Annotated in this window: 14 protein-coding genes; 13 read left to right on the top strand and 1 reads right to left on the bottom strand. The window is 56.4% G+C overall.

The annotated features are described in order from the left end of the window. The first annotated feature begins 15 nt into the window (after positions 1–15). The 13 genes from WDM86_07440 to WDM86_07380 all read left to right on the top strand — a co-directional run bounded on the left by WDM86_07440 (position 16) and on the right by WDM86_07380 (position 16,620). On the top strand, positions 16–693 hold the full coding sequence (locus tag WDM86_07440; protein ID MEI9989856.1) for a hypothetical protein: 678 nt from the start codon (positions 16–18) through the stop codon (positions 691–693). Next, the gene (locus tag WDM86_07435) at positions 690–2,186 is read left to right on the top strand and encodes an O-antigen ligase family protein (GenBank protein MEI9989855.1); all 1,497 of its coding nucleotides are present in this window, start codon (positions 690–692) and stop codon (positions 2,184–2,186) included. The genes WDM86_07440 and WDM86_07435 overlap by 4 nt, the downstream gene beginning before the upstream one ends. A 1,064-nt stretch (positions 2,187–3,250) precedes the next feature. Beyond that, positions 3,251–4,198, top strand: a complete 948-nt coding sequence (locus WDM86_07430; protein MEI9989854.1) for a UDP-glucuronic acid decarboxylase family protein — start codon at positions 3,251–3,253, stop codon at positions 4,196–4,198. Between the two features lie 45 nt (positions 4,199–4,243). Then, positions 4,244–5,365 carry a glycosyltransferase gene (locus tag WDM86_07425; GenBank protein ID MEI9989853.1) on the top strand — a complete coding sequence of 374 codons (1,122 nt, stop codon included), beginning with the start codon at positions 4,244–4,246 and terminating at the stop codon, positions 5,363–5,365. Continuing rightward, entirely contained in the window at positions 5,353–6,462 is a 1,110-nt protein-coding gene (locus WDM86_07420; protein ID MEI9989852.1) for a glycosyltransferase, read from the top strand. Before WDM86_07425 ends, WDM86_07420 begins: the two co-directional genes overlap by 13 nt. Then, positions 6,459–7,688 carry a glycosyltransferase gene (locus WDM86_07415; protein ID MEI9989851.1) on the top strand — a complete coding sequence of 410 codons (1,230 nt, stop codon included), beginning with the start codon at positions 6,459–6,461 and terminating at the stop codon, positions 7,686–7,688. Before WDM86_07420 ends, WDM86_07415 begins: the two co-directional genes overlap by 4 nt. A 121-nt stretch (positions 7,689–7,809) precedes the next feature. Next, positions 7,810–9,402 carry a hypothetical protein gene (locus WDM86_07410; GenBank protein ID MEI9989850.1) on the top strand — a complete coding sequence of 531 codons (1,593 nt, stop codon included), beginning with the start codon at positions 7,810–7,812 and terminating at the stop codon, positions 9,400–9,402. 102 nt (positions 9,403–9,504) lie between these two features. Further along, a complete protein-coding gene (locus WDM86_07405; GenBank protein MEI9989849.1) occupies positions 9,505–10,773 on the top strand; it encodes a glycosyltransferase family 4 protein in 1,269 nt (422 codons plus the stop codon). Positions 10,774–10,959: 186 nt separating this feature from the next. Then, the gene (locus WDM86_07400) at positions 10,960–11,799 is read left to right on the top strand and encodes an FkbM family methyltransferase (protein MEI9989848.1); all 840 of its coding nucleotides are present in this window, start codon (positions 10,960–10,962) and stop codon (positions 11,797–11,799) included. Between the two features lie 57 nt (positions 11,800–11,856). Then, positions 11,857–13,005, top strand: coding sequence for a hypothetical protein (locus WDM86_07395; GenBank protein MEI9989847.1), 1,149 nt, complete (start codon positions 11,857–11,859; stop codon positions 13,003–13,005). Continuing rightward, on the top strand, positions 12,986–14,140 hold the full coding sequence (locus WDM86_07390) for a glycosyltransferase family 4 protein (GenBank protein MEI9989846.1): 1,155 nt from the start codon (positions 12,986–12,988) through the stop codon (positions 14,138–14,140). The genes WDM86_07395 and WDM86_07390 overlap by 20 nt, the downstream gene beginning before the upstream one ends. Beyond that, positions 14,137–15,669, top strand: a complete 1,533-nt coding sequence (locus WDM86_07385) for a lipopolysaccharide biosynthesis protein (GenBank protein ID MEI9989845.1) — start codon at positions 14,137–14,139, stop codon at positions 15,667–15,669. The genes WDM86_07390 and WDM86_07385 overlap by 4 nt, the downstream gene beginning before the upstream one ends. A gap of 273 nt (positions 15,670–15,942) precedes the next feature. Further along, positions 15,943–16,620: a hypothetical protein gene (locus WDM86_07380; protein ID MEI9989844.1), complete on the top strand. Its 678-nt coding sequence runs from the start codon at positions 15,943–15,945 to the stop codon at positions 16,618–16,620. 43 nt (positions 16,621–16,663) lie between these two features. On the opposite strand, the gene WDM86_07375 is transcribed toward WDM86_07380, so the two are convergent. Continuing rightward, on the bottom strand, positions 16,664–18,811 hold the full coding sequence (locus WDM86_07375) for a hypothetical protein (GenBank protein MEI9989843.1): 2,148 nt from the start codon (positions 18,809–18,811) through the stop codon (positions 16,664–16,666). Between the last annotated feature and the right edge of the window lie 237 nt (positions 18,812–19,048).

Genomic DNA, 19,048 nt, shown 5'->3' with positions numbered 1-19,048 from the left:
AAGGCCGTCGTTGCGATGACGCTCGCCGGACCGACGAAAGGGCTCATTGCATTTCTCGCGGGAGTTCCCGGCATTGCGCTAGGTTTCCTTGCGGTGCCGCACTTTCAAAATGGCGCGGCGCTCGACTCGGCGATACCGGTGCCGAACTACATCATTCGCCAAATGCCAATGCCCGTCGCGGCCTATAGAAGAGCAGCAAATGCTTTACTTCGTGCAAACAACCAGGACGGCGGCGCGCAAGTCGCGTTGGCCGAAGCGTCCATCGATGCGGGCAACACCGCCGCGAGCCAGCTTGAGCGACTAGAGCGCGGCGTTCGGGATGCGCCAACTGTTCCTCGCGGCTGGTTGCTTCTATCGACGTCGCTGGTGACAATCGACAAGACTAGAGCGGCAACCGCGCTATCGCAGGCGCTCCTACTCGCTCCGTATGATTTTTGGCTCGCCGGGTCGCGAGCGCAGGAAGCCGCTCAGCAATGGCGTGATCTCGATCCCGGAACGCGTGCGTTAGCCCTGCGCCAAGCGCAATTGCTGTGGGACGATGAAGAGCTCCGCATGTACATTCCTATGCTTCTGTCTTCGCCCGAAGGCGTCGCCTTGCTAACCCAGGCTTTCTCCAAAAGACCCGACGATTTGCGCGCAATAAACCGATGGCTCTCGCGCGAACTTCGCCGAGCCGCCGATCCAGAACAATGAGTGAAGCGGTCGTCTCTACCGTCGTCCTTGATCAGCCCCGCACTGGTTCGTTCGCGCGCTTGGCACGAAGTCTGTCTCTTTGGTCGCTGATTGCCACCATCGCATGGGCGCCGTTTCCGTTGGGAAGCGCGGTCAGCTGGGGGGCATCGCTGATCGAGATGGCCGTAGCGGTATCCTGGCTGTTTTGGTCTGTTTCGATGATCGCGGAACCGGGCGAAATCGTTCGAAATTTCAGATTGGTGTGGTTTTCCGGCCTGATGGTTCTCTCGGTATTGCTTTGGTGCGGAATTCAGATTCTTCCGATTGTTCCGGCCGACTGGGCGCATCCAATATGGGGCATGGCCGCTCAGGCGCTGGGCAAACCGCTGGCCGGAACAATATCAATAGATCCCTGGCGAACGAAAGCCGAGATCCTCAAACTGGCAAGTTACGTAGCGGCGTTCTGGCTAACGCTTTCACTGGCACGCAGATCAGAAGCCGCCAAGACGTTGTTGAACGCCATCGTCGCCATCACGACTTTCTATGCCTTCTATGGTTTCGTACTTGCCATCCTCGACGTCGCGCAAGCCGAGCTGATTTATGCGGTGCCATTTCCCCGGCCGTACATTTCAGGACCATTTATGCTACACAACAGCTTTGCCACATTCGAGGGCTTGGGCACGCTTGCCGCGCTGGTCAAAGCATTCGATGCTGGACGCGAAAGCATTGTGATGCGAAGAGGCCTGCGTCAGCTGTTTCTCACGACGTTTCGTTTCGCCTTTGGCCGTGGAACACCACCCCTTCTCGGTGTGATCCTGTGCTTCACCGCCATCATCGCGTCCGCCTCGCGGGCCGGATTCGTCGCGACGTCCGTGGCAATTCTGGTTATGGCTGTGGTCGCAACGATCCTCGCCCGGCACTCCGAGCTTCGGCTCTGGACGATGGCCGCCGCCGCCGCCGCGCTTATTGCAATATTTCTAACAATCGCTCTTAACGGTCAGACCCTTGGAGACCGGTTCGCAAAATTGGCGGACGCCGGAGATCCCGACCAGATCCGCTTGGCGCTCTGGGACGCCGCATGGCGGATGATCGTCGATATGCCTTGGCGCGGCCTTGGTCTTGGGACATTTCAAGATGCCTACCCGCTTTATGCCCGCCAAGCACTGCCCTACGTCATGGACAGGGCCCATTGCGACTACCTCGAGCTTGCAGCCGGCGTTGGCCTCCCAGCGGCAATTGCCTGGTGGGTCGCGCTTGGCGGGCTTGCCATGCTCTGCCTACGCGGAACCTTCGCACGCCGCCGCAATCGCCACATCCCATTGCTGGGTTTTTGCGCCGCTGTGCTTGTGGCAATCCATTCGAGTGTCGATTTCAGTCTGCAAATGCCAGCTGTGGGTACACTTTTTGCGATCATGCTGGGCTTGGGTGTGGCGCAATCCCAGCGCACGACAGAAATGGGCTCGAAAGACGCAGCATCGGCCACAGTCAGACCCGATCTTGGACACCTGAATTAACCGAGGAGACAAAAACAAGCCCCGCAACAGTCCTCAGGCTTGTGCAATGCAGCAATACTGAATTAGTCTTTGGCTACAGCTTTGTAGGGGCGTTTCGCAGTCGATGGGCAACTTCAGAAGCCAAGGCCGCGTCGAAATGTTGGCTCATGTCATGTGAACCTGCCGACGCTTGGCATCCACATCAAGCCGTGCCAAGCTTCCTGCGGGTTGGCCAAACGGGCGGATATCGCAGCAGACGTTGGTATGTTGTCCAAACCCAATCGCACGCGGAAGCTCGTGCGATTTTCCATCTCGAGCAGCAGGGTTATCGCGTCTTCTGCCCCCGAATTCGTAAGACAGTTCGCCATGCCCGCAAGGTCACACACGTTCTAGCCCCGCTGTTTCCGGGATACATCTTCCTTGACCTGGACATTTCGAGCGAACCATGGCGCGCGGTAAACGGCACGAGAGGTGTGTCCAGGCTCATTGCGTTTGGTGAAAATCCCCAGCCGGTGCCCGTTGGCATTGTCGAAGCCCTTCGGCGTCGGGCCGGCGATGATTGTGCGGTTACGTTGCCAACTCTCAAAGTGGGTCAATCCGTTCGCATTATCGACGGGCCGTTCACCGACTTTCTGGGAACGCTGAGACATCTCGATGCATCGGGCCGGGTACAGGTGCTGCTCGACCTACTTGGGCGGTCGGTGTCGGTCGCCCTGCGATGCGATGCTCTGACTGCGGCGTAGCCGATGTCACGACATCGCACATGCGCGACGGGTGGAACACAGTTTCACCCGAATGGCGGAAGCATCCTTGAAAGTGTTATCGATAGTTCAAATCGACGCTCCGCCCACGCTGTGAGTCGGATATAAGTTTGAGAATTCCGTTGTGCTTCGAGGCCGCCAATTGGGACGCCGTCGAAGCGGGAAAAGAACAACGGGACGGGAGTTAGGAGCGATGCAATTGGTCTCGCTAATGCATACACCGTCCGGAGCGAAGGATGGTTGATCGAGATCGTTTGATCACCGGTCTCGATCGCGACATAGCGATCGCACTTCCGGCGAGTCTCAGCTTACGGAGCAATCAAAATGTCAAAGCGCATGCTCGTGACTGGCGGTGGCGGTTTCATAGGCTCGCATCTTTGCGCACGCTTGCTCGAAGACGGTCATGAAGTCTTGTGCGTGGACAATTTCTTTACCGGGCGCCGCCGGAACATCATTCCCCTGCTCGATCACGAGAACTTCGAGCTTCTCCGTCACGACGTTACCTTTCCGCTCTTTGTGGAGGTTGACGGCATTTTCAATCTTGCTTGCCCTGCATCGCCTGTGCACTACCAGTTTGATCCCGTGCAGACGACAAAAACGAGCGTCATGGGCGCCATCAATATGCTCGGGCTGGCTAAGCGACTTCGTGTTCCAATTCTCCAGGCTTCCACGTCAGAGGTGTATGGCGATCCCGACGTCCACCCGCAACCGGAAGACTATTGGGGACGCGTCAACCCAATAGGGCTGCGGGCCTGTTATGATGAAGGCAAACGCTGCGCTGAGACACTCTTCTTCGACTATCACCGGCAGAATAATGTTGCCATCAAAGTGGTGCGCATTTTCAACACTTATGGTCCAAACATGCACCCGACGGACGGACGCGTAGTCTCGAATTTCATCGTCCAGGCGCTGAGGGGCGAAGATATCACAGTCTACGGCAATGGCAGTCAAACGCGATCATTCTGCTACGTCGACGACCTAGTGGACGGCATCACGCGGATGATGCTCACGGATCGCGAGGTCATTGGACCAATCAATCTCGGCAATCCCAATGAATTTACGATCCGCAAGTTAGCCGAAATCGTTATCGAGATGACCGGCAGTCGTTCCCAGATCGTCATAAGGCCGCTACCGCAAGATGACCCAAAGCAGCGCCAGCCTAATATCGGTCTTGCGAAGAGTGTTCTCGGATGGTCTCCGACGACCGAGTTGCGCGACGGGCTTACCAAGACGATTGCCTTCTTCGACGACCTGCTTCGCAGCGGTTCCTAACGGCGAGCCGACGGATATCGGTGAACGCAATCGAAGAGGCTCGCTATGCGTGTCGTTCATTTCGCTGAAACGCTTATAGGCGGCCCGGCTACCCATCTGAACCAATTGCTGCCATTTCAGGTGCGTGCCTACGACGAGGTGTCGGTCTTTTGCCCCCAAAGGCACGGCCACCTCATTGAATGCGCCGGCGTCCGGGTCTGCTTGTTCCCCGACACCCAACGAACGATCAAGGGGTTCGCGGAACTTTATCGCCATTGGCGTCAGCACATGCTGGAAAACTCATATGACATCGTCCACCTTCATTCGTCGTTCGCCGGTGCTGTCGGCCGACTACAATTCGCTCAGTCGGAAACACCGATCATATACTGTTCGCGCGGTTGGTCGTTCGCCATGGACAACTCTGCCAGCCGAAAGAGGTTCTATGGATTCGCTGAGAGACTTCTGTCGTATCGCGCCGACGCGATCATAAACATCTCGCGGAACGAGGATGCTCTGGCGGCATGGGCGGGCGTGCCGCGCGACAAGTGCCGAATGATTTACAACGGAATACATGATGCGCCGTGGACGCCGATCGAGGAAAGGCGGGAGCCAAAACGACTCCTTTTTGTCGGACGCTATGACCGCCAAAAGGGCATCGATCAACTGCTGGAAGCGATGGAGACGCTGTCCCGTCACGGCTTCGCGTTGGAAACGATTGGCGGCCAGGTTGTCGGCAAGCCGCTCGTCGACAAATTTCCCGATTATATCGTCAATCGCGGATGGCAGAATGCGAGTGAGGTACAGAAAGCCATGGGAGCTGCGGACATCATCGTAGTGCCATCAAGATGGGAAGGGTTTGGTTTTGTTGCCGTGGAGGCCATGAGGGCCGGGCGTCCCCTTGTCGTATCGAATGTCGGAGGGCTTTCGGAAATTGTCGTCGACGGCGAGACCGGGGTTCTCTGCGCTCCCAATTCGTCCGACGCGATTATTGAGGGCGTGTTAAGGCTTTCAAAGATGAACGTGCGCCAACTAGGCATTAACGGCAGGAAGCGATTTGAGATGCTGTTCACGGCCGAGCGCATGTTCAACGAAATTGATAGGACATATAGGGATGTATTGGGCTCCCGTGGTCTCCTGGCGACGACCGGTCATGTAAGCCAAACGACGCGTATGGAGTGCAGCAGTTGAGAATTGCATTCTTTCTTACATCCGCCAGCGGTGGTGGCGCGGAACGGGCGATGATTGCCATCGCCAACTACATCGTGGCCGGTGGAACGAAGGTCGATTTGGTGTTGGGTCGCCGGCAGGGCCCATATCTGGCCGATATCAGTCCGGACGTGCGCATCATCGACCTTGGCGTTACTCGCTATCGAAAGATGTTATGGCCGATGCGCGACTATATGCGAAAAGAGGAACCAGATGCTCTTCTGTCGGCGCTCGTGCCCTGTGATGTTGTGGCGCTCATCGGAAAACGCCTCCTCGGCTGGAAATCGAAAGTGTTCATCAGTGTTCAGAATCATCCCATTGAAGTGGCCCGCCATGGCCGCGATCTGCTCGACCGCTTCTGGCCTGTTGTGATCAAGCTGCTTTATCGCCAGGCGAACGGCGTCGTTGGCATATCGGCGGGGGTGACGGCGGCGCTCGAGAAATTACTCGGCCGGCGTGCCGGCACGATTCCAGTCATTAACAACCCCGTGATCGCTCCAGGATTTTCCGAGAAGCTTTCGGAGGAGCCGACGCATCCCTGGCTTGGCGGCGCGGTTCCGGTTCTGCTGGCTGCTGGACGGCTTGCTCGGCAAAAGGATTATCCGACTATGCTGCGGGCTGTGGCATGCGTCCTGGAGCATCGCCCCGTTCGACTCATCGTCATGGGAGACGGCGAGGAGCGGGCGAATCTCGAGCAACTCGCGGACGAACTCCACATAACCACATCCGTGGACTTCGCCGGGTTCGTCGAAAATCCCTATTCATTGATGAAGCGCGCCAATCTGCTTGTGTTGTCGTCGCGTTGGGAAGGCTTCGCCAACGTCGTGGCGGAGTCCCTTGCCTGCGGCACGCCCGTGGTCTCGACGAACTGTCCGAGCGGACCGGCAGAAATACTCGCGGACGGTAAGTACGGCAGACTCGTCCCCGTGGGCGACGTGGCCGCGTTTGCGGACGCCATCTGCACCGCGCTCGATGACACCGTGGAGCGAGATGAGCTTGTCGCGCGCGGAATGGAATTCAGCGTGGAAAAGCTTGCACCGAAATACATGAACCTCATATTCGGATCGGCGCCGGCATGAGTGTTCTATTTTGTCATGATCACCGCTTTGTCATCGATGCGAGCGGCAATGTTTGTTCGCGCGGCCAGTATAGCGCCCAAATCGTTGCTCGTTACGAACAGGCATTCGGAGAGATGCGCATCGCGGGACGCGAGCAGCGATTGGTTCCTGAACTGTCGGGGCGGCTCAACGTTCTTTTTTCTGACAGAACACGCTTTGTCTCGCTTCCAAATCTGTCTTCGCTAGGCGCTCTTCTTTTCGGTGACTCACACGCTCGCCAGCGCCTCGAAAAGGCGGTGGCAGATGCGGATGTCGTCGTGGTCCGCCTTCCGAGCGAGATCGGTCTTCTCGCAGCCGAGATCGCAAGAAGGCAACGCAAGCCTCTGATTGTCGAGGTTGTCGCTTGCGTCTGGGATGGACTAATGAGCCATGGGTCTGTTGTTGCACGGACCTATGCGCCTCTGGCGTTTAGGCGCATGCAAATGTCGGTGGCCCAAAGTGAGTGGACGGTTTATGTAACGCAGGACTTTCTCCAATCCCGCTATCCGGCCCGGGGCAAGCAACTCGGTGTCTCGGATGTTCAGATTTTGCCTCACGATCCCAACGTCCTGAGGCGACGCCTATCGGCGCTGAGCCACGATACCGAGCGACTGACCTTCGGCATGATCGCCGCCATGTTTCACAACGAAAAGCGCGTTGATATTGCCATCCGCGCACTCGCCCTCGCCAGCCAAGAAGCGGACAACCTTCGACTCGAAATAGTTGGTTCCGGCAATACCAATGACCTGCAGGCCTTGGCGGCACGGCTCGGTGTCGGGAATCGTGTCCTTTTCCGGGGCGTCCTGCCGCACGGGGAGAAGCTCTTCTCGTGGATCGATGATATCGACGTTTATGTGCAGACGAGCTTTCAGGAAGGGTTGCCGCGCGCGCTCATAGAGGCAATGAGCCGTGCCGCACCTGCGCTGGCATCCAGTGCGGGAGGTACGAACGAGCTTGTTTCCGATGAATGGCGGCACGATCCAGGCGACACGAAGCACCTTGCCGCGCAAATGCTTCGGCTTCGTGATAAAAACATACGCATCCGGCTCGCGGCCGAAAATCACGCAACGGCCGCCGCTTATGCGCCTGGCAAGTTGGATTTGTTACGGCGGGACTTCTGGAGCAGGTTTTGCGTTGCCAATCGGATTCCTCAAGAAACCACACCCCAGCCGGAATGTCCGGATGCAGGCGGTTCCCACAATGACTGAGATCAACGAGAGACATCGGTTAACCCGCTGCCTGACAAGCGATCGGTCTAGCGGGCAGTGGAGAGCGCTCCCATGCCGTCTCTGGACGACGAAGTACACGATTCATCGAGGAATGTGAGCGATGAACTCGAAGGCGGCAACATTTATAAAGTCACCGTTCCTGACAATCCCTTCGTTGTGGCGTTTGCTGATCGTCCTGTACCTAGTGTGCTATCATATCTTTTTTCCGATCATCGCGGCGATGTTCATGCCGCATACGGATATCTTGCTCTTTCCGCGCTTCCTGCTGACGTCTGTCCACGTGCTTCTTATCAGTTGGCCTTTATTGTTCTATCGGCGGGAGTACGGTTTCCTTCATCCGCTGTTATTGCCGACAATCATGGCAATTGCCGAGGACGCGTTAAAGACGCCGCTAAACCTGATTTTTCCACTAGAGGCGCCGCTTGTGGACTACACGGTTCCGACCACGAGTCCGGCTTTCTCGCTAAGGATGGGCCTTGGCGATCTGGCTGCTACGCGGTTCTGGTATGAGACCGTCCAGATATTGGCGCTCCTATGCTATTATATGGGATATTTCACTCTGAATTTCTTCAAAGCACCGTCGCTCAGGTTGCATCCTCCACGCCACCTTTCGACAACCTGTGCCATTGCGACCGCTCTGTGCATCGGCGTGGGGTTGCTCTTCATTCAGCTCTTCGGAGGCGGTCTCACAAGTTATCTCGTGGCAATGCGCTCTGGCCGGTCTTTCCTACTCCAGGGCCAGGGCCAATTCCTCGTGATCGCCAAATTTTCAATGATCATCGTGATCGTTTGGTTCGTGTATCTACGCAGGCCATTCAACAATACATTGTGGCTCGTGGCGGTGGCAGCTTCCGCTTTCACGACGATCGTGATCACTGGCTCCCGTTCAAGCCTTATTTCCGGGCTCGTTGTGCTCCTGCTCCTGTGGTGGAAGCGGAAAGGCCGGCCGCTCGTTCTGCCGACCGCCGCGCTCGCTGTACTTGCCTTGCTGGTGTTCGGGATTTTTGGCGCCATTCGCATGGACTGGGGAAGCCGATCCATCGATACGTCCGTTTTTAAGATATCGAGGCTCTCGGATACTCTAAATCGCGCCCATGCGGAATTCGAAGCGCGCAGCAATCAAGAGGGCGACCTCGCCGCGTTTGCGGCGGAGAATCAAACGTTGCTTTGGGGGCGCAGCTACCTTGGCGCCATTTCGTTCTGGATTCCTCGGACGCTTTGGCATGGCAAGCCACACGCCGCCGGCGCATACAATATGTGGGTCAATTTTGCCGGAAGGCCTATCGAGCAGTTCGGCACTGACGTTTATTGGGGAATCCCGGTCGGTGCGGCCACCGAGGCGTATTGGAATTTCTATCTTCCGGGTGTTGTCGTGATATTCCTTCTTTTCGGAGCATTCCATCGCTGGCTTTCGGACCTTGTATGGCGGCATCCGCAGTCGCCGGTGGTGCTCGTGTTTTCGACCTGGGTCGTGATGAATTTTCGCGGCGACTCGGGTTCGTTCGCCAACACCGTCCGGGACATCCTGATGCTCGGCATGCTTTGCTACTTGCTGGGGATTTTCCGGCTGGAAGATGAGCGAACGCTCGGCCGGTCCGTGGCATGGCGATTTCCGGACCCGATCAATCTTGGGCGGAGGTGGGCACCTCAGTCTTGGTCCGCGGGAAGATCGTCCGGAAGAGGCGCCCCATGACGGTCATCGGCTGAGAGCCCGATGTTATCAGCGTTAGACATTGCGGTCGCTTCGGTTATACGGAATAGGGCCCGGATGATCCGGAAAACGTGACATCGAACCATGGTTGACACAATCGCAAACACCTCTTCGGGTATCGACCACGCCACGGCTGGCGGGCCGAAGGTTATTTTTGTGATTCATCAGATTGGGAGTCAGGCGGACGGCGGAATTCAGAGCATTTCAGAAATCATCAGGAATACAACATCGATCTCCAAGGAGGTCGTTACAAATCTTGAATCTGACGCGCAGATAGCTTGGGCGGAGCACGCAAGGGTCCGTCTCTGGTCAATGACTGAAGCGCAATATCTTGAATCCGGATCACGGACGCTGTATCGGCTATCTCAGATCTATCATCGCCTCGCCAACAACGTGCGCATGTATTTTCTGGTCGTTGGTACAGGCGCATCAATCGTTCACCTCAATGATCATCGGGCGTTCTGGAATACGGCGCTCGGCGCGAAGCTCGCAGGGGCGCGCATCGTCTTCAACGTGCGCGACACCATGCGGGAAGGCGCGCGAACGGTGCCGCTGTGGCGCGCCTGCTTGGCACTGTGCGACCGGTTCCTCGTGCTCTCGCAGGAGATGATCGAGCACTACCGCATGATGCTGCGGCCGACATCCGACACGCCACGAAATGCGGCAAAGTTCGCCTATCTCTATAGTATCGTCGACAAGGCCATCTATTTTCCGATCGGTGAGGAAGATCGCGAGAAACTGCGTTCCGAGCTTGGAGTTGCATCCGGCAAGCCGGCGCTGGTGTATGTCGGCCGCTTCGACACCAAGAAGGCGCAGCTTGTATTCATCCGATCAGCGCTTCCCGTTCTGCGGCAGCAAAGACCGGACGCGCTCGTTTATATGGTGGGAGATTTTGATCCGGAACACGATGACTACGCCGCGACCTGTGTTCAGGAGAGCATCGCCTTGGGAGTCGCCGATAACATCAGGTTCGTCGGTTACAGTCGGCGGATCGCGGATTGGTATCGGGTTGCAGATGTCGTGATCCTTGCCTCGCAGCGCGAAGGCCTACCGCGTTGCGTGATCGAAGGCCTTGCATGCGGCGCGCCCGTCGTTTCTTTCGATGTCTGTTCCGTGCGGGAGATTTTGGGAGGCCATGATTGCGGTGTTGTCGTACCGGGGCGGGATTATGTGGCTATGAGTATGCGAATCGTCGAGCTCCTCTCCGACCGCGCCAGAATGGCTTCGTACCGCCAGCGCGGCCCGATTGTCGCCGGCCAGCTTTTCGATCCCAAAAAGAGCGCCGTGGGGTACACCGAAATCGTCAAGGGCCTGCTTAAGCAACTCCCGTTGCCACAGGCCCGTCACCGCTAGATACTGCGGCAGCTTCGCTGCTTGATCATTTTGGGCGGTCGGCACCGTTGCCAATGTCGCGGCACTGTCCGAGTTAAGATATCGAGGGCTGTCCGTGGGACGGTGCTTTGACGGCTGGCCGACGTTGCATGTGGAAGTCTTTGACACCGCGCATCGAAGCGGCCGTAACAAGGAGGAGGTAATCTCGTGAACCCGTACAGTCGTCCGGAACGCTTTTCGCTGCTCCGTGCTTTCTATCGAGGCGTGGTACTCGGTCGTCGTGTCGGGCTGATGCCGGGGGTGTTGTCCGAAGTCCGATTTCATCTGGAGCGAAACCGACCCGGCAAAATCACCACGCTGACGCTACCTGGAATCAAGGGGGCAGTGCATCTTCGACCGGGTACCAGTGACGTGCCCACGTTCCGTCAGATATTTACAGAGCAGTCGTACGATCTGAACAAGATTAGCCGCTTTAAGGCGGTGAAGGCGCACTATGAGAGAATGCTTGAGGAAGGTAAGACGCCGCTTATTCTCGATTGTGGCGCGAATATCGGCTTGAGTTCCGTTTGGTTCGCAAACATGTTTCCGAAGGCCATGGTTGTAGCTGTGGAACCGTCGAAGCCGAACTTCGCTCTGTTGAAGGCGAACACGGCTGGCTATCCAAACATTCTGCCTGTGCTCGGAGCGGTCTGGAACGAGACCACCAAACTCAGCATCGAAAATCCGGACGCCGACTTCTGGTCGTTCCAAGTAAGCGCCGATTCCAAACACCAATCTTCCAGCGATTCCGTGGAGGCCTTCACGATAGGAAATCTGATGGCGATGGCTGGAGCGGAAGAAATTCTGATTGCCAAGATCGACATTGAAGGTGCCGAGGCGGCACTTTTTCAGTCTAACATCGATTGGATCGACAGTACGCAGCTGATCATTATTGAGCTTCACGACTGGATCAAAGAAGGTACCAGCGCTAATTTTCTCAACTCCATTGCCCAGCGATCGGTTCATCTGCGCCAGCGCGGCGAGAACATGCTGGTTTTTATGAATTAGCGCTGTCGCTGGGCCTTTTGCGCGGAACGATTTCAGCCGGCACAAACAGGATTTCCCATGGGTAAACGACCAGTAAGACCGCGCATCCTCATGCTTTGGTCCGCGCAGCGCGACCCGAAGCTTTGGGGGACGCCAAACACGCCATCCAATATGTTCTGGGGAGGTGCCGAACTCGTCGCGCTCGGTTATGAAATCGATTCGATTTATCCACGTGCCAGGGAGAAAGGCGTTGGGCGTATCTTACAGCGGCTCTTGGGGAGCCGCGTTCTATACCTGCTTTCACTTGCAGAATTTGCCGGGCGCATCAGGTTTGGGACAACCGTTCTCTACACTTATGTGCAAAATTGGGCGTTGATTATCGCAATATTGAAATGGTCCGGCCTGATCCGGACGCCAAGCTTTCTGTCCCTATTGGGGGCCGACGTCGACTTCAATAGACTGAATCAGGATAGATTATATTTCATGTACTGGAAGTTGATAATAACGCAGATGGACAGAGTGCATCTGATCAGCCGTCACGAACTGCAGAAGTGGACGTCGATATACTATGAGCATAGAGAGAAATTCGTTTTTCACCCGACCGGCGTGGATTCCAAGCTTTATGCCGAATTGACTGCGAACGATACAACCGCGAACGATACATATGAGGCGGCCGACTTTGACACCGTCGCGGTCGGAAACGATCCGATGAGAGACTGGAATTTGGCCTTCTCGTTACCAGACCAGGGTGTCAGCGCGCTCATCCTGACCCAAAATAGCCAAGTAAAGAGCCTCTATGACGCGAAATACAAAGACAAAGTCCAGAGCTTGAAGTTGCTTTTCAACCTTACCTTGGCCGATTCAGCTGCGCAGATGAAGAGAGCGCCATGTATTCTCCTTGCCACTCAGCAGAACGAGCGATTTTCGGGCTCGACCACGGTCGGTGTCGCCGCTTGTCTGGGTGTTCCCCTTGTACTGGATGAGAGCTACGATCTCGCAGCGTATGGGCTGGTGCCTGGGGAAAACTGCGAACATTTCGAGCGTGGAAATCCCGAATCAGCCGCCGCCGCCATCTATCGCATCGTTCGGAATCGAGATTATGCGAGAAAACTTTCAAAGAACATTCACGCCTTGGCCGATCCGCTCAGCATGACACGCTACGGACAGTTTATTGAGGAACAACTCCTCCAGATTATCGGTCCGCGGCTTGGCACTGAAGCACTCTGATACGATGCGGATTTGGTACGTCTACGGCGGCCCGTTCCCCAATCGGGCTGCGCATGCCGTCAACATCGCCAAAATGTGCGACGCGTTTTCTGCCAATGGCCACGAGGTGACACTGGTGGTGGAGGGCGACCCCGCCAATCGAGAAGCCATTGCGCAAGCAACGCAATTGGAGCTAGGTCTATCCGCAAAGCCGAATATTTGGTGCTGCAAGATTCGGCGGATTTTCGGACGATATCATCTCATGGCGGCAAAGATCGCGTGGGCGGCACGCCGAGATCGGGCCGATATCGTATACGCTCGTAATCCTGTGTTCTTGGTTTACGCGGTACTCGTTGGCCTTCGCGTCATTTTCGAGGTTCATTCGCCGATAGATAGCAGTGCCTCGCAGATGAAACTCCTTTTTGCGTTGCTTCGTCGGTCTGCCAAGCTGGCCCGCGTCGTGGTGATCAGCGAGGCTCTCAGGAACGAGACTGCAATGCGCAGTCCCAACATTTCCGATCGTATCACCGTCGCCCATGACGGTGCAGATGCGGAGCAGCAGGGCTGCGTGCGCGTTCCCATTGTTCCGGCACGACCTGGCCGAACGCAGATCGGCTACGCCGGGCACCTCTATCCCGGCAAAGGCATGGACCTGATCGCCGAACTCGCCTCGCGTTGCCCATGGGCGGATTTTCTCGTTGTGGGCGGTACCGACGACGCCGTTGCAACATGGCGCGCGCGGTTGGCGACGCTCCCGAATATCCTGCTTGTCGGTTTTGTCGATCATGCTCGAGTGCCGAATTATCTTGCCGGCTGCCAAGCGGTCCTGGCGCCCTATCAGAGTCGGGTACAGGTGTCGGACGGCAGAACGGACGTTGCCCGCTGGATGTCGCCGCTGAAGATCTTTGAATATATGGCGCAAGGGAAAGCCATACTGTGCTCGGACCTTCCGGTGTTGCGTGAAATCCTGACCGACAATGAGACGGCTCTTCTATGCCCTCCGGACGATGTGTCGGCCTGGACGGTGGCGTTGGCGAAGATTGCCAGCGACCCGACTCTTGCAAAGTCGCTGGGACAGAGGGCTCGCGCGGCGCTGGAAGCAAATTACACTTGGAAGGCACGGGCAGAACGTGTCCTTTCCGGTCTGCCGGCATGACGGGAACATCGGAAGCTGCCCGCCTTGAGCCAAAGGAGGCCGGCGCGCCTGCCGCGCAACGGGAAGCCAAACGCCTCACCCATAGCGCGGCACACGGACTTTCCTGGAACGGCGCAACTCTCGTCGTTCGGACCGTGCTCAATGTCGTGGTTGCCTCGGTCTTGGCTCATCTGCTCTCGCCGCGGGAATATGGCATCGCCGGCGCGGCGATGATCGTCGTTGCCATTGGGTCGACGCTCTCGAATCTCGGTATGTCGGAAGTGATGATTCAACGGAAAGCATTGGAGATCCGTCACATAGCGACCGCGAGCTTCATTTCTTATTCGATCGCGACCCTCTTGGCGTTGGCTCAATGGATATTCGCAGATCGCATCGCCAGCGTTATGCACGTACCGGAGCTTGGAGAAGTATCGCGGGTGCTTGCCTTCCTGATGTTTACCGGTGCGTTCAACCTCGTCGCATACGCATTGCTGTCACGCCATTTTCAATTTCGGCGCACTTCGGTTGCACAGCTGGTAGCTTGGGCGGCGGCGAACTTTCTGGTCGGCATACCAATGGCCTATCTGGGCTTCAGCTATTGGGCGCTAGTGGCGGCAAGCATGACCGAATCCCTGTTGTTATGCGCCAGCTATTTGGTGATGGCGCGAAAATTTCTCGTGCTGCCGCGCTTCGACCGCGTCGCCTATCGCGAAATCAGAGGTCCAAGCCTGGGATTCTCGCTGACGGCCGTGCTCACCTATATCGCGACCTATGTCGATAATTTCGTGGTCGCGCGGTTTATCGGCACCGCGCAGTTGGGCATCTATTCCCGATCCTATTATCTCATCGCGATGCCCGCCAACCTTTTCGGCAACCTCAATCGGTCCGTCGTATTTCCGCTGATGGCGCGCGTTCAAGATGATCCCGTACGGTTGCGAAATGCCATACTCAAGGGTTTCGCCCTCACGGCCGCTCTTGCACTGCCATTCAGTGCATTCATGGTCATCTTCTCGCATGAATTCGTCGCCACCTTCCTTGGTGCCAAGTGGATCTCGGCTACTGTTCCGATAATGCTGTTTTCGGCAGGCATTTATTTCCGCGTCGGTTACAAGGTTTGCGGCACGGTATTCCTTGCGACGGGAAATAACGTCCATCTGATATCCATGCAGGTGCTCTACGCTATTTCCGTGGCGGTAGGGGCGCTATTGAGCGCGCCTTTTGGTGTCGAGGCAGTGGCTGCAGCCGTCGTTATCGCCAATGGCTTCAGTTTTCTTTGCTACTCTTACTTCTGCTGTCAGCACACGGGTGTCTCACTGAGGGACTTTTTGTCGGTTCATACGAGACCGGTGATCGCCGCTGCGGGGGTATGTCTGAGCAGCGGCTTGATCAAACTGATTCTAGCTGGGTGGCCGGATCTGCTTGTTATGACGACGGGCGCCCTTGCGGTCGGTCTGTGCTTTGCTGTTACGCTTTATCTTCGGCCGTCGGCCATTCTTGGCACGGACGGCGCCGACCTAATAAGAGGCCTATCCGGCTTCAGATCGAAATAGCTGAGATCGCCGTCAATCCGCCTGGATGGTGACTACTTCCTAGAGAGCTGGAAAACTACGTCGGCAGTAGGCTCAGTCCGTGAGCCGGAAGCGCAATCACATGGTCGAAGCCGCACACAGGCGCAATCTGAGCCCGCGGTTGAATATACAAGGCTACATGAGCCTCTTCCTCGAACAAGTCGTTCGCTTTCGCCAACTGTTTTGGAACGAGCAGTTCTGAGCCGATCGCATCGACGCCTATATATCTCCATACCTCAAACATCGGAGGAAACCATGCAGTTCAAAAAGCTAGGAGAGGTCCTTCGTCTGCGAAGATCCTATAACTATTCAGCGTTCTCTGCGGCGCGCAATTGGTCCAATGCCGAACTGCGAAAATTTAGCCACCAACTCCCTGGAACTATCGTGAATGTGAGTGCCTGGGAGGACAAGGATAAAGAGGGTGGTTACTATCGAGATTATTTCTCTAAATCTACGGAGTATTTTCTGACCAATTTTGGAACGTCTCAGGGTCAGCTGCAGGGCGCGCAAAACGAGTTTTTTCTTGATCTAGAAGACGTGCCTCGAAATCTAGATCGCAGATTTGACGTTGTCTTCAATCATACGACCCTTGAGCACATATACGATTTTCGAACGGCTTTCAAAAATTTATGCTCGCTTTCAAGCGACATGGTTGTTGTTGTAGTTCCATGGCTTCAGCCGCTGCATTCAGATTATGGCGACTATTGGCGGTTTTCGCCGCAAGCCGTCATTAAAATGTTCGACGAAAATGACATGGAAACCATCCATCTGACATGGAATTCCAATCGACGGAGCTCGGTCTATGTTCTTGCCGTTGCAAGTCGCGAACCCGCTAAGTGGAAGCACTTGTTTCCAAACGCTCCCATACCTTCGAGCTCGCCTGAATTCCGAATATTGCCGAAGGTCCCGCCGGGCTCTCTCGCCTTCACTTGAACGTATCCCGATGCAAAGCCCGATCCACCGCCGCTTGGTCGGGTCACCGCCGCGGCGAGCTTTCGCATTTTAGAAGCGTAACGCTTGCATTTCCGGCGAAGTTCCAGGGATTGTTCGAAAAGCCTTCCGTCCGGCAGCATGTAATTCTGACTGTTGTCGCCTCTCCGCCCGAACATGACACCGCGTAGCGCGGCACTGGCGTCGTGGGCGTGAGCGGAGCCACCTCGAAAAGGCATTGCGCGAAGCGAACATCGATCCTCGTCGGTCGTGTCGGCTGGATGCGAACAAGCGCGTCACGATAGCTTGCCGCCGCCGTTGTCCTGATGGTCTGATTGTGAAAGACAACATCGATGTCGTCGGCGATATTGATGCTCTCCGCGCGCGAATTCGTGATCATCAGGCCGTGCACTTCGGCAAGATCCAAGCGCGCAAAATCGCAATCATCGAAGCGACTGTCGCGCAGCGACTGGAGCCTGACGCCGCCTGGTACGTTGTGGCGCAGTCCGCGACATTCCAGATTGCTGATCTGGGGTCGCAGGGCGACAAGCCCGGCGCCTTCCCCGCGATCTGTCAGGGCGATGGGGTTGAGCAGCGTGAGATCGCCGTCCATATCGGCATAAAAGCGAAGTCTGCCCGAATCCACTACTCTAACGAAGTAGGGTTTGCCGGGCACTAGCGGCTTGGGCAGGCGTCCGCCCTGGGTTGCCGGCCGCAATATCACCGCTGCGCCGGTAAAGAGCCCGTGACGACCGAGCGCGACGGTCCCATCTGACAGGTCGATATCGGAAGGCAGAAATTGCGGCAGGTTGCCACCATGGACTTGTTCCTGCCAATGATAATCGAAGGATGCGGTGGTCAGCGCCAAATCCGCGTTCGGGGCGTCGATGTCCGGCGCTACAATTTCTACGTCCGAAATTCCGCCGGGGAACGGACGTAACATAATTCCCGATGCATATTTGTAACTGCCTTCGGCCGGACCGATGGTCGGGCGCAGGATTTTAAGACCGCGCATATAGCAGGGCTGTGAAATATTCGAAAGATCGTGCACGCGCTTCGGCGCATCGTCAGGCCCGATCCATATCGCTCGTGTACTATGATGCTCCGTATGCGGTTCGATGAAATTGATATTCTCGAACCGGCCTTCGAGTCCGACATTCGTGATGGTCATGCCGTTTGCCCGACCCGCGAAGCACCGAGGACGGATATTATAGAAGTTTTTTATGCCACGACCGCCTCCGGCATGGAGCTGCATTTGGTCATAGGATTCAACGTCAACGAGCACGATGTTGCGGTTGATATCTTGCTCATAACACTCGAAATTGCACAACCACGAGTCCTTATCGTGATTGGATGGGACGCCTGCGGCGATCGGACTTTGCACGCCCCGAATGCGTTCGACGACTACGCCATCAATGGGCCTTCGAAACGCGATACCGGAAACAAACGCGGTTGTGTTGTTCAGATCCAGGGTGAAGTCCTGAATCCGGATGTTTTGTGGAACCACACGGTTTTGGGCTGCGTCGTAGTTCGGATCTCCAACAAAAAATATCCGCTGCCTTTTGCAACCTTCGGGGATTTTGAAGATCGTGCTTTTCATTCCGGCGCCTGTGAGCCAGACGTTGCTATGCCTCAGATATATCCCGTCATTGCGGTTTGTCATGTCGAGAAAAAATGTTCCCTCGGGAATTGAGATGACCACGGGGCTATCGGGCGTAGCGTCAGCCGCAGCATCATCGATCGCAGACTGCAAAACGGGAATGGCATCCCGTGATGTTCCTTCAAGCCGGTCCAGGCCCTCGACAGTTCGGTATCTTGGCTCCATATGCGCGAATACGCGGCCCTGATCATCGCGGAACGTCGTGGCCATGCGCGCCCGAACGGCGGCCTCATCTCGCGCATAGCGAAAATAGCCCTGCGATGGGCCGTTTGCGTCGGTTGAACCGGCGATCCTCAAGGGAAGGCCCGGGGTTAGATCAACATCGGCGTCGAACAGGGATTTTACAAATGGCATGGTCAGTCCGGGCGGGCGCCCTGCCGACATGCCACCATCCGACACGAGTATCGCCGACCGGCCAAGAGCGTAGTTCGAGCCCAGCACAGCGCCGGCACCCAGGAGGATGGATCGGCGCGTCAAGGCCGCCACAAAAATCGAGTGCGTCATCGCTATTGATCGTCTTTCGCGCGCTTTCACGGTTCGCTCGTCTGGTTACCTTGGTCGGCCGATTGTCTCCGCTCCATTGCAGTCAGGCTCAGCGATACTTGTTCAAGTAAACTTCGAGGAATTCCTTCTGGCGCGGTCTGCGGCGAATGCGTCATCGGTCCGCGCGCGTCTTCGGTTCAAACCAAACATGACAACAATGCGCTCTCCTTCAGCGTTAGTAGTAACAGTATAGGCGTGCATGACTTGCAAAAAAGCGGAGCGACAGCA

Source organism: Rhizomicrobium sp., assembly GCA_037200045.1.
Taxonomy (GTDB): Bacteria; Pseudomonadota; Alphaproteobacteria; order Micropepsales; family Micropepsaceae; genus Rhizomicrobium.
This window is presented reverse-complemented; position numbering and strand designations above follow the sequence as displayed.

Bases quoted from the DNA above. Each gene is read 5' to 3' on its own strand.
- WDM86_07440 (MEI9989856.1), top strand. From the start codon at position 16: ATGACGCTCGCCGGACCGACGAAAGGGCTCATTGCATTTCTCGCGGGA.
- WDM86_07435 (MEI9989855.1), top strand. From the start codon at position 690: ATGAGTGAAGCGGTCGTCTCTACCGTCGTCCTTGATCAGCCCCGCACT.
- WDM86_07430 (MEI9989854.1), top strand. From the start codon at position 3,251: ATGTCAAAGCGCATGCTCGTGACTGGCGGTGGCGGTTTCATAGGCTCG.
- WDM86_07425 (MEI9989853.1), top strand. From the start codon at position 4,244: ATGCGTGTCGTTCATTTCGCTGAAACGCTTATAGGCGGCCCGGCTACC.
- WDM86_07415 (MEI9989851.1), top strand. From the start codon at position 6,459: ATGAGTGTTCTATTTTGTCATGATCACCGCTTTGTCATCGATGCGAGC.
- WDM86_07410 (MEI9989850.1), top strand. From the start codon at position 7,810: ATGAACTCGAAGGCGGCAACATTTATAAAGTCACCGTTCCTGACAATC.
- WDM86_07405 (MEI9989849.1), top strand. From the start codon at position 9,505: ATGGTTGACACAATCGCAAACACCTCTTCGGGTATCGACCACGCCACG.
- WDM86_07395 (MEI9989847.1), top strand. From the start codon at position 11,857: ATGGGTAAACGACCAGTAAGACCGCGCATCCTCATGCTTTGGTCCGCG.
- WDM86_07385 (MEI9989845.1), top strand. From the start codon at position 14,137: ATGACGGGAACATCGGAAGCTGCCCGCCTTGAGCCAAAGGAGGCCGGC.
- WDM86_07380 (MEI9989844.1), top strand. From the start codon at position 15,943: ATGCAGTTCAAAAAGCTAGGAGAGGTCCTTCGTCTGCGAAGATCCTAT.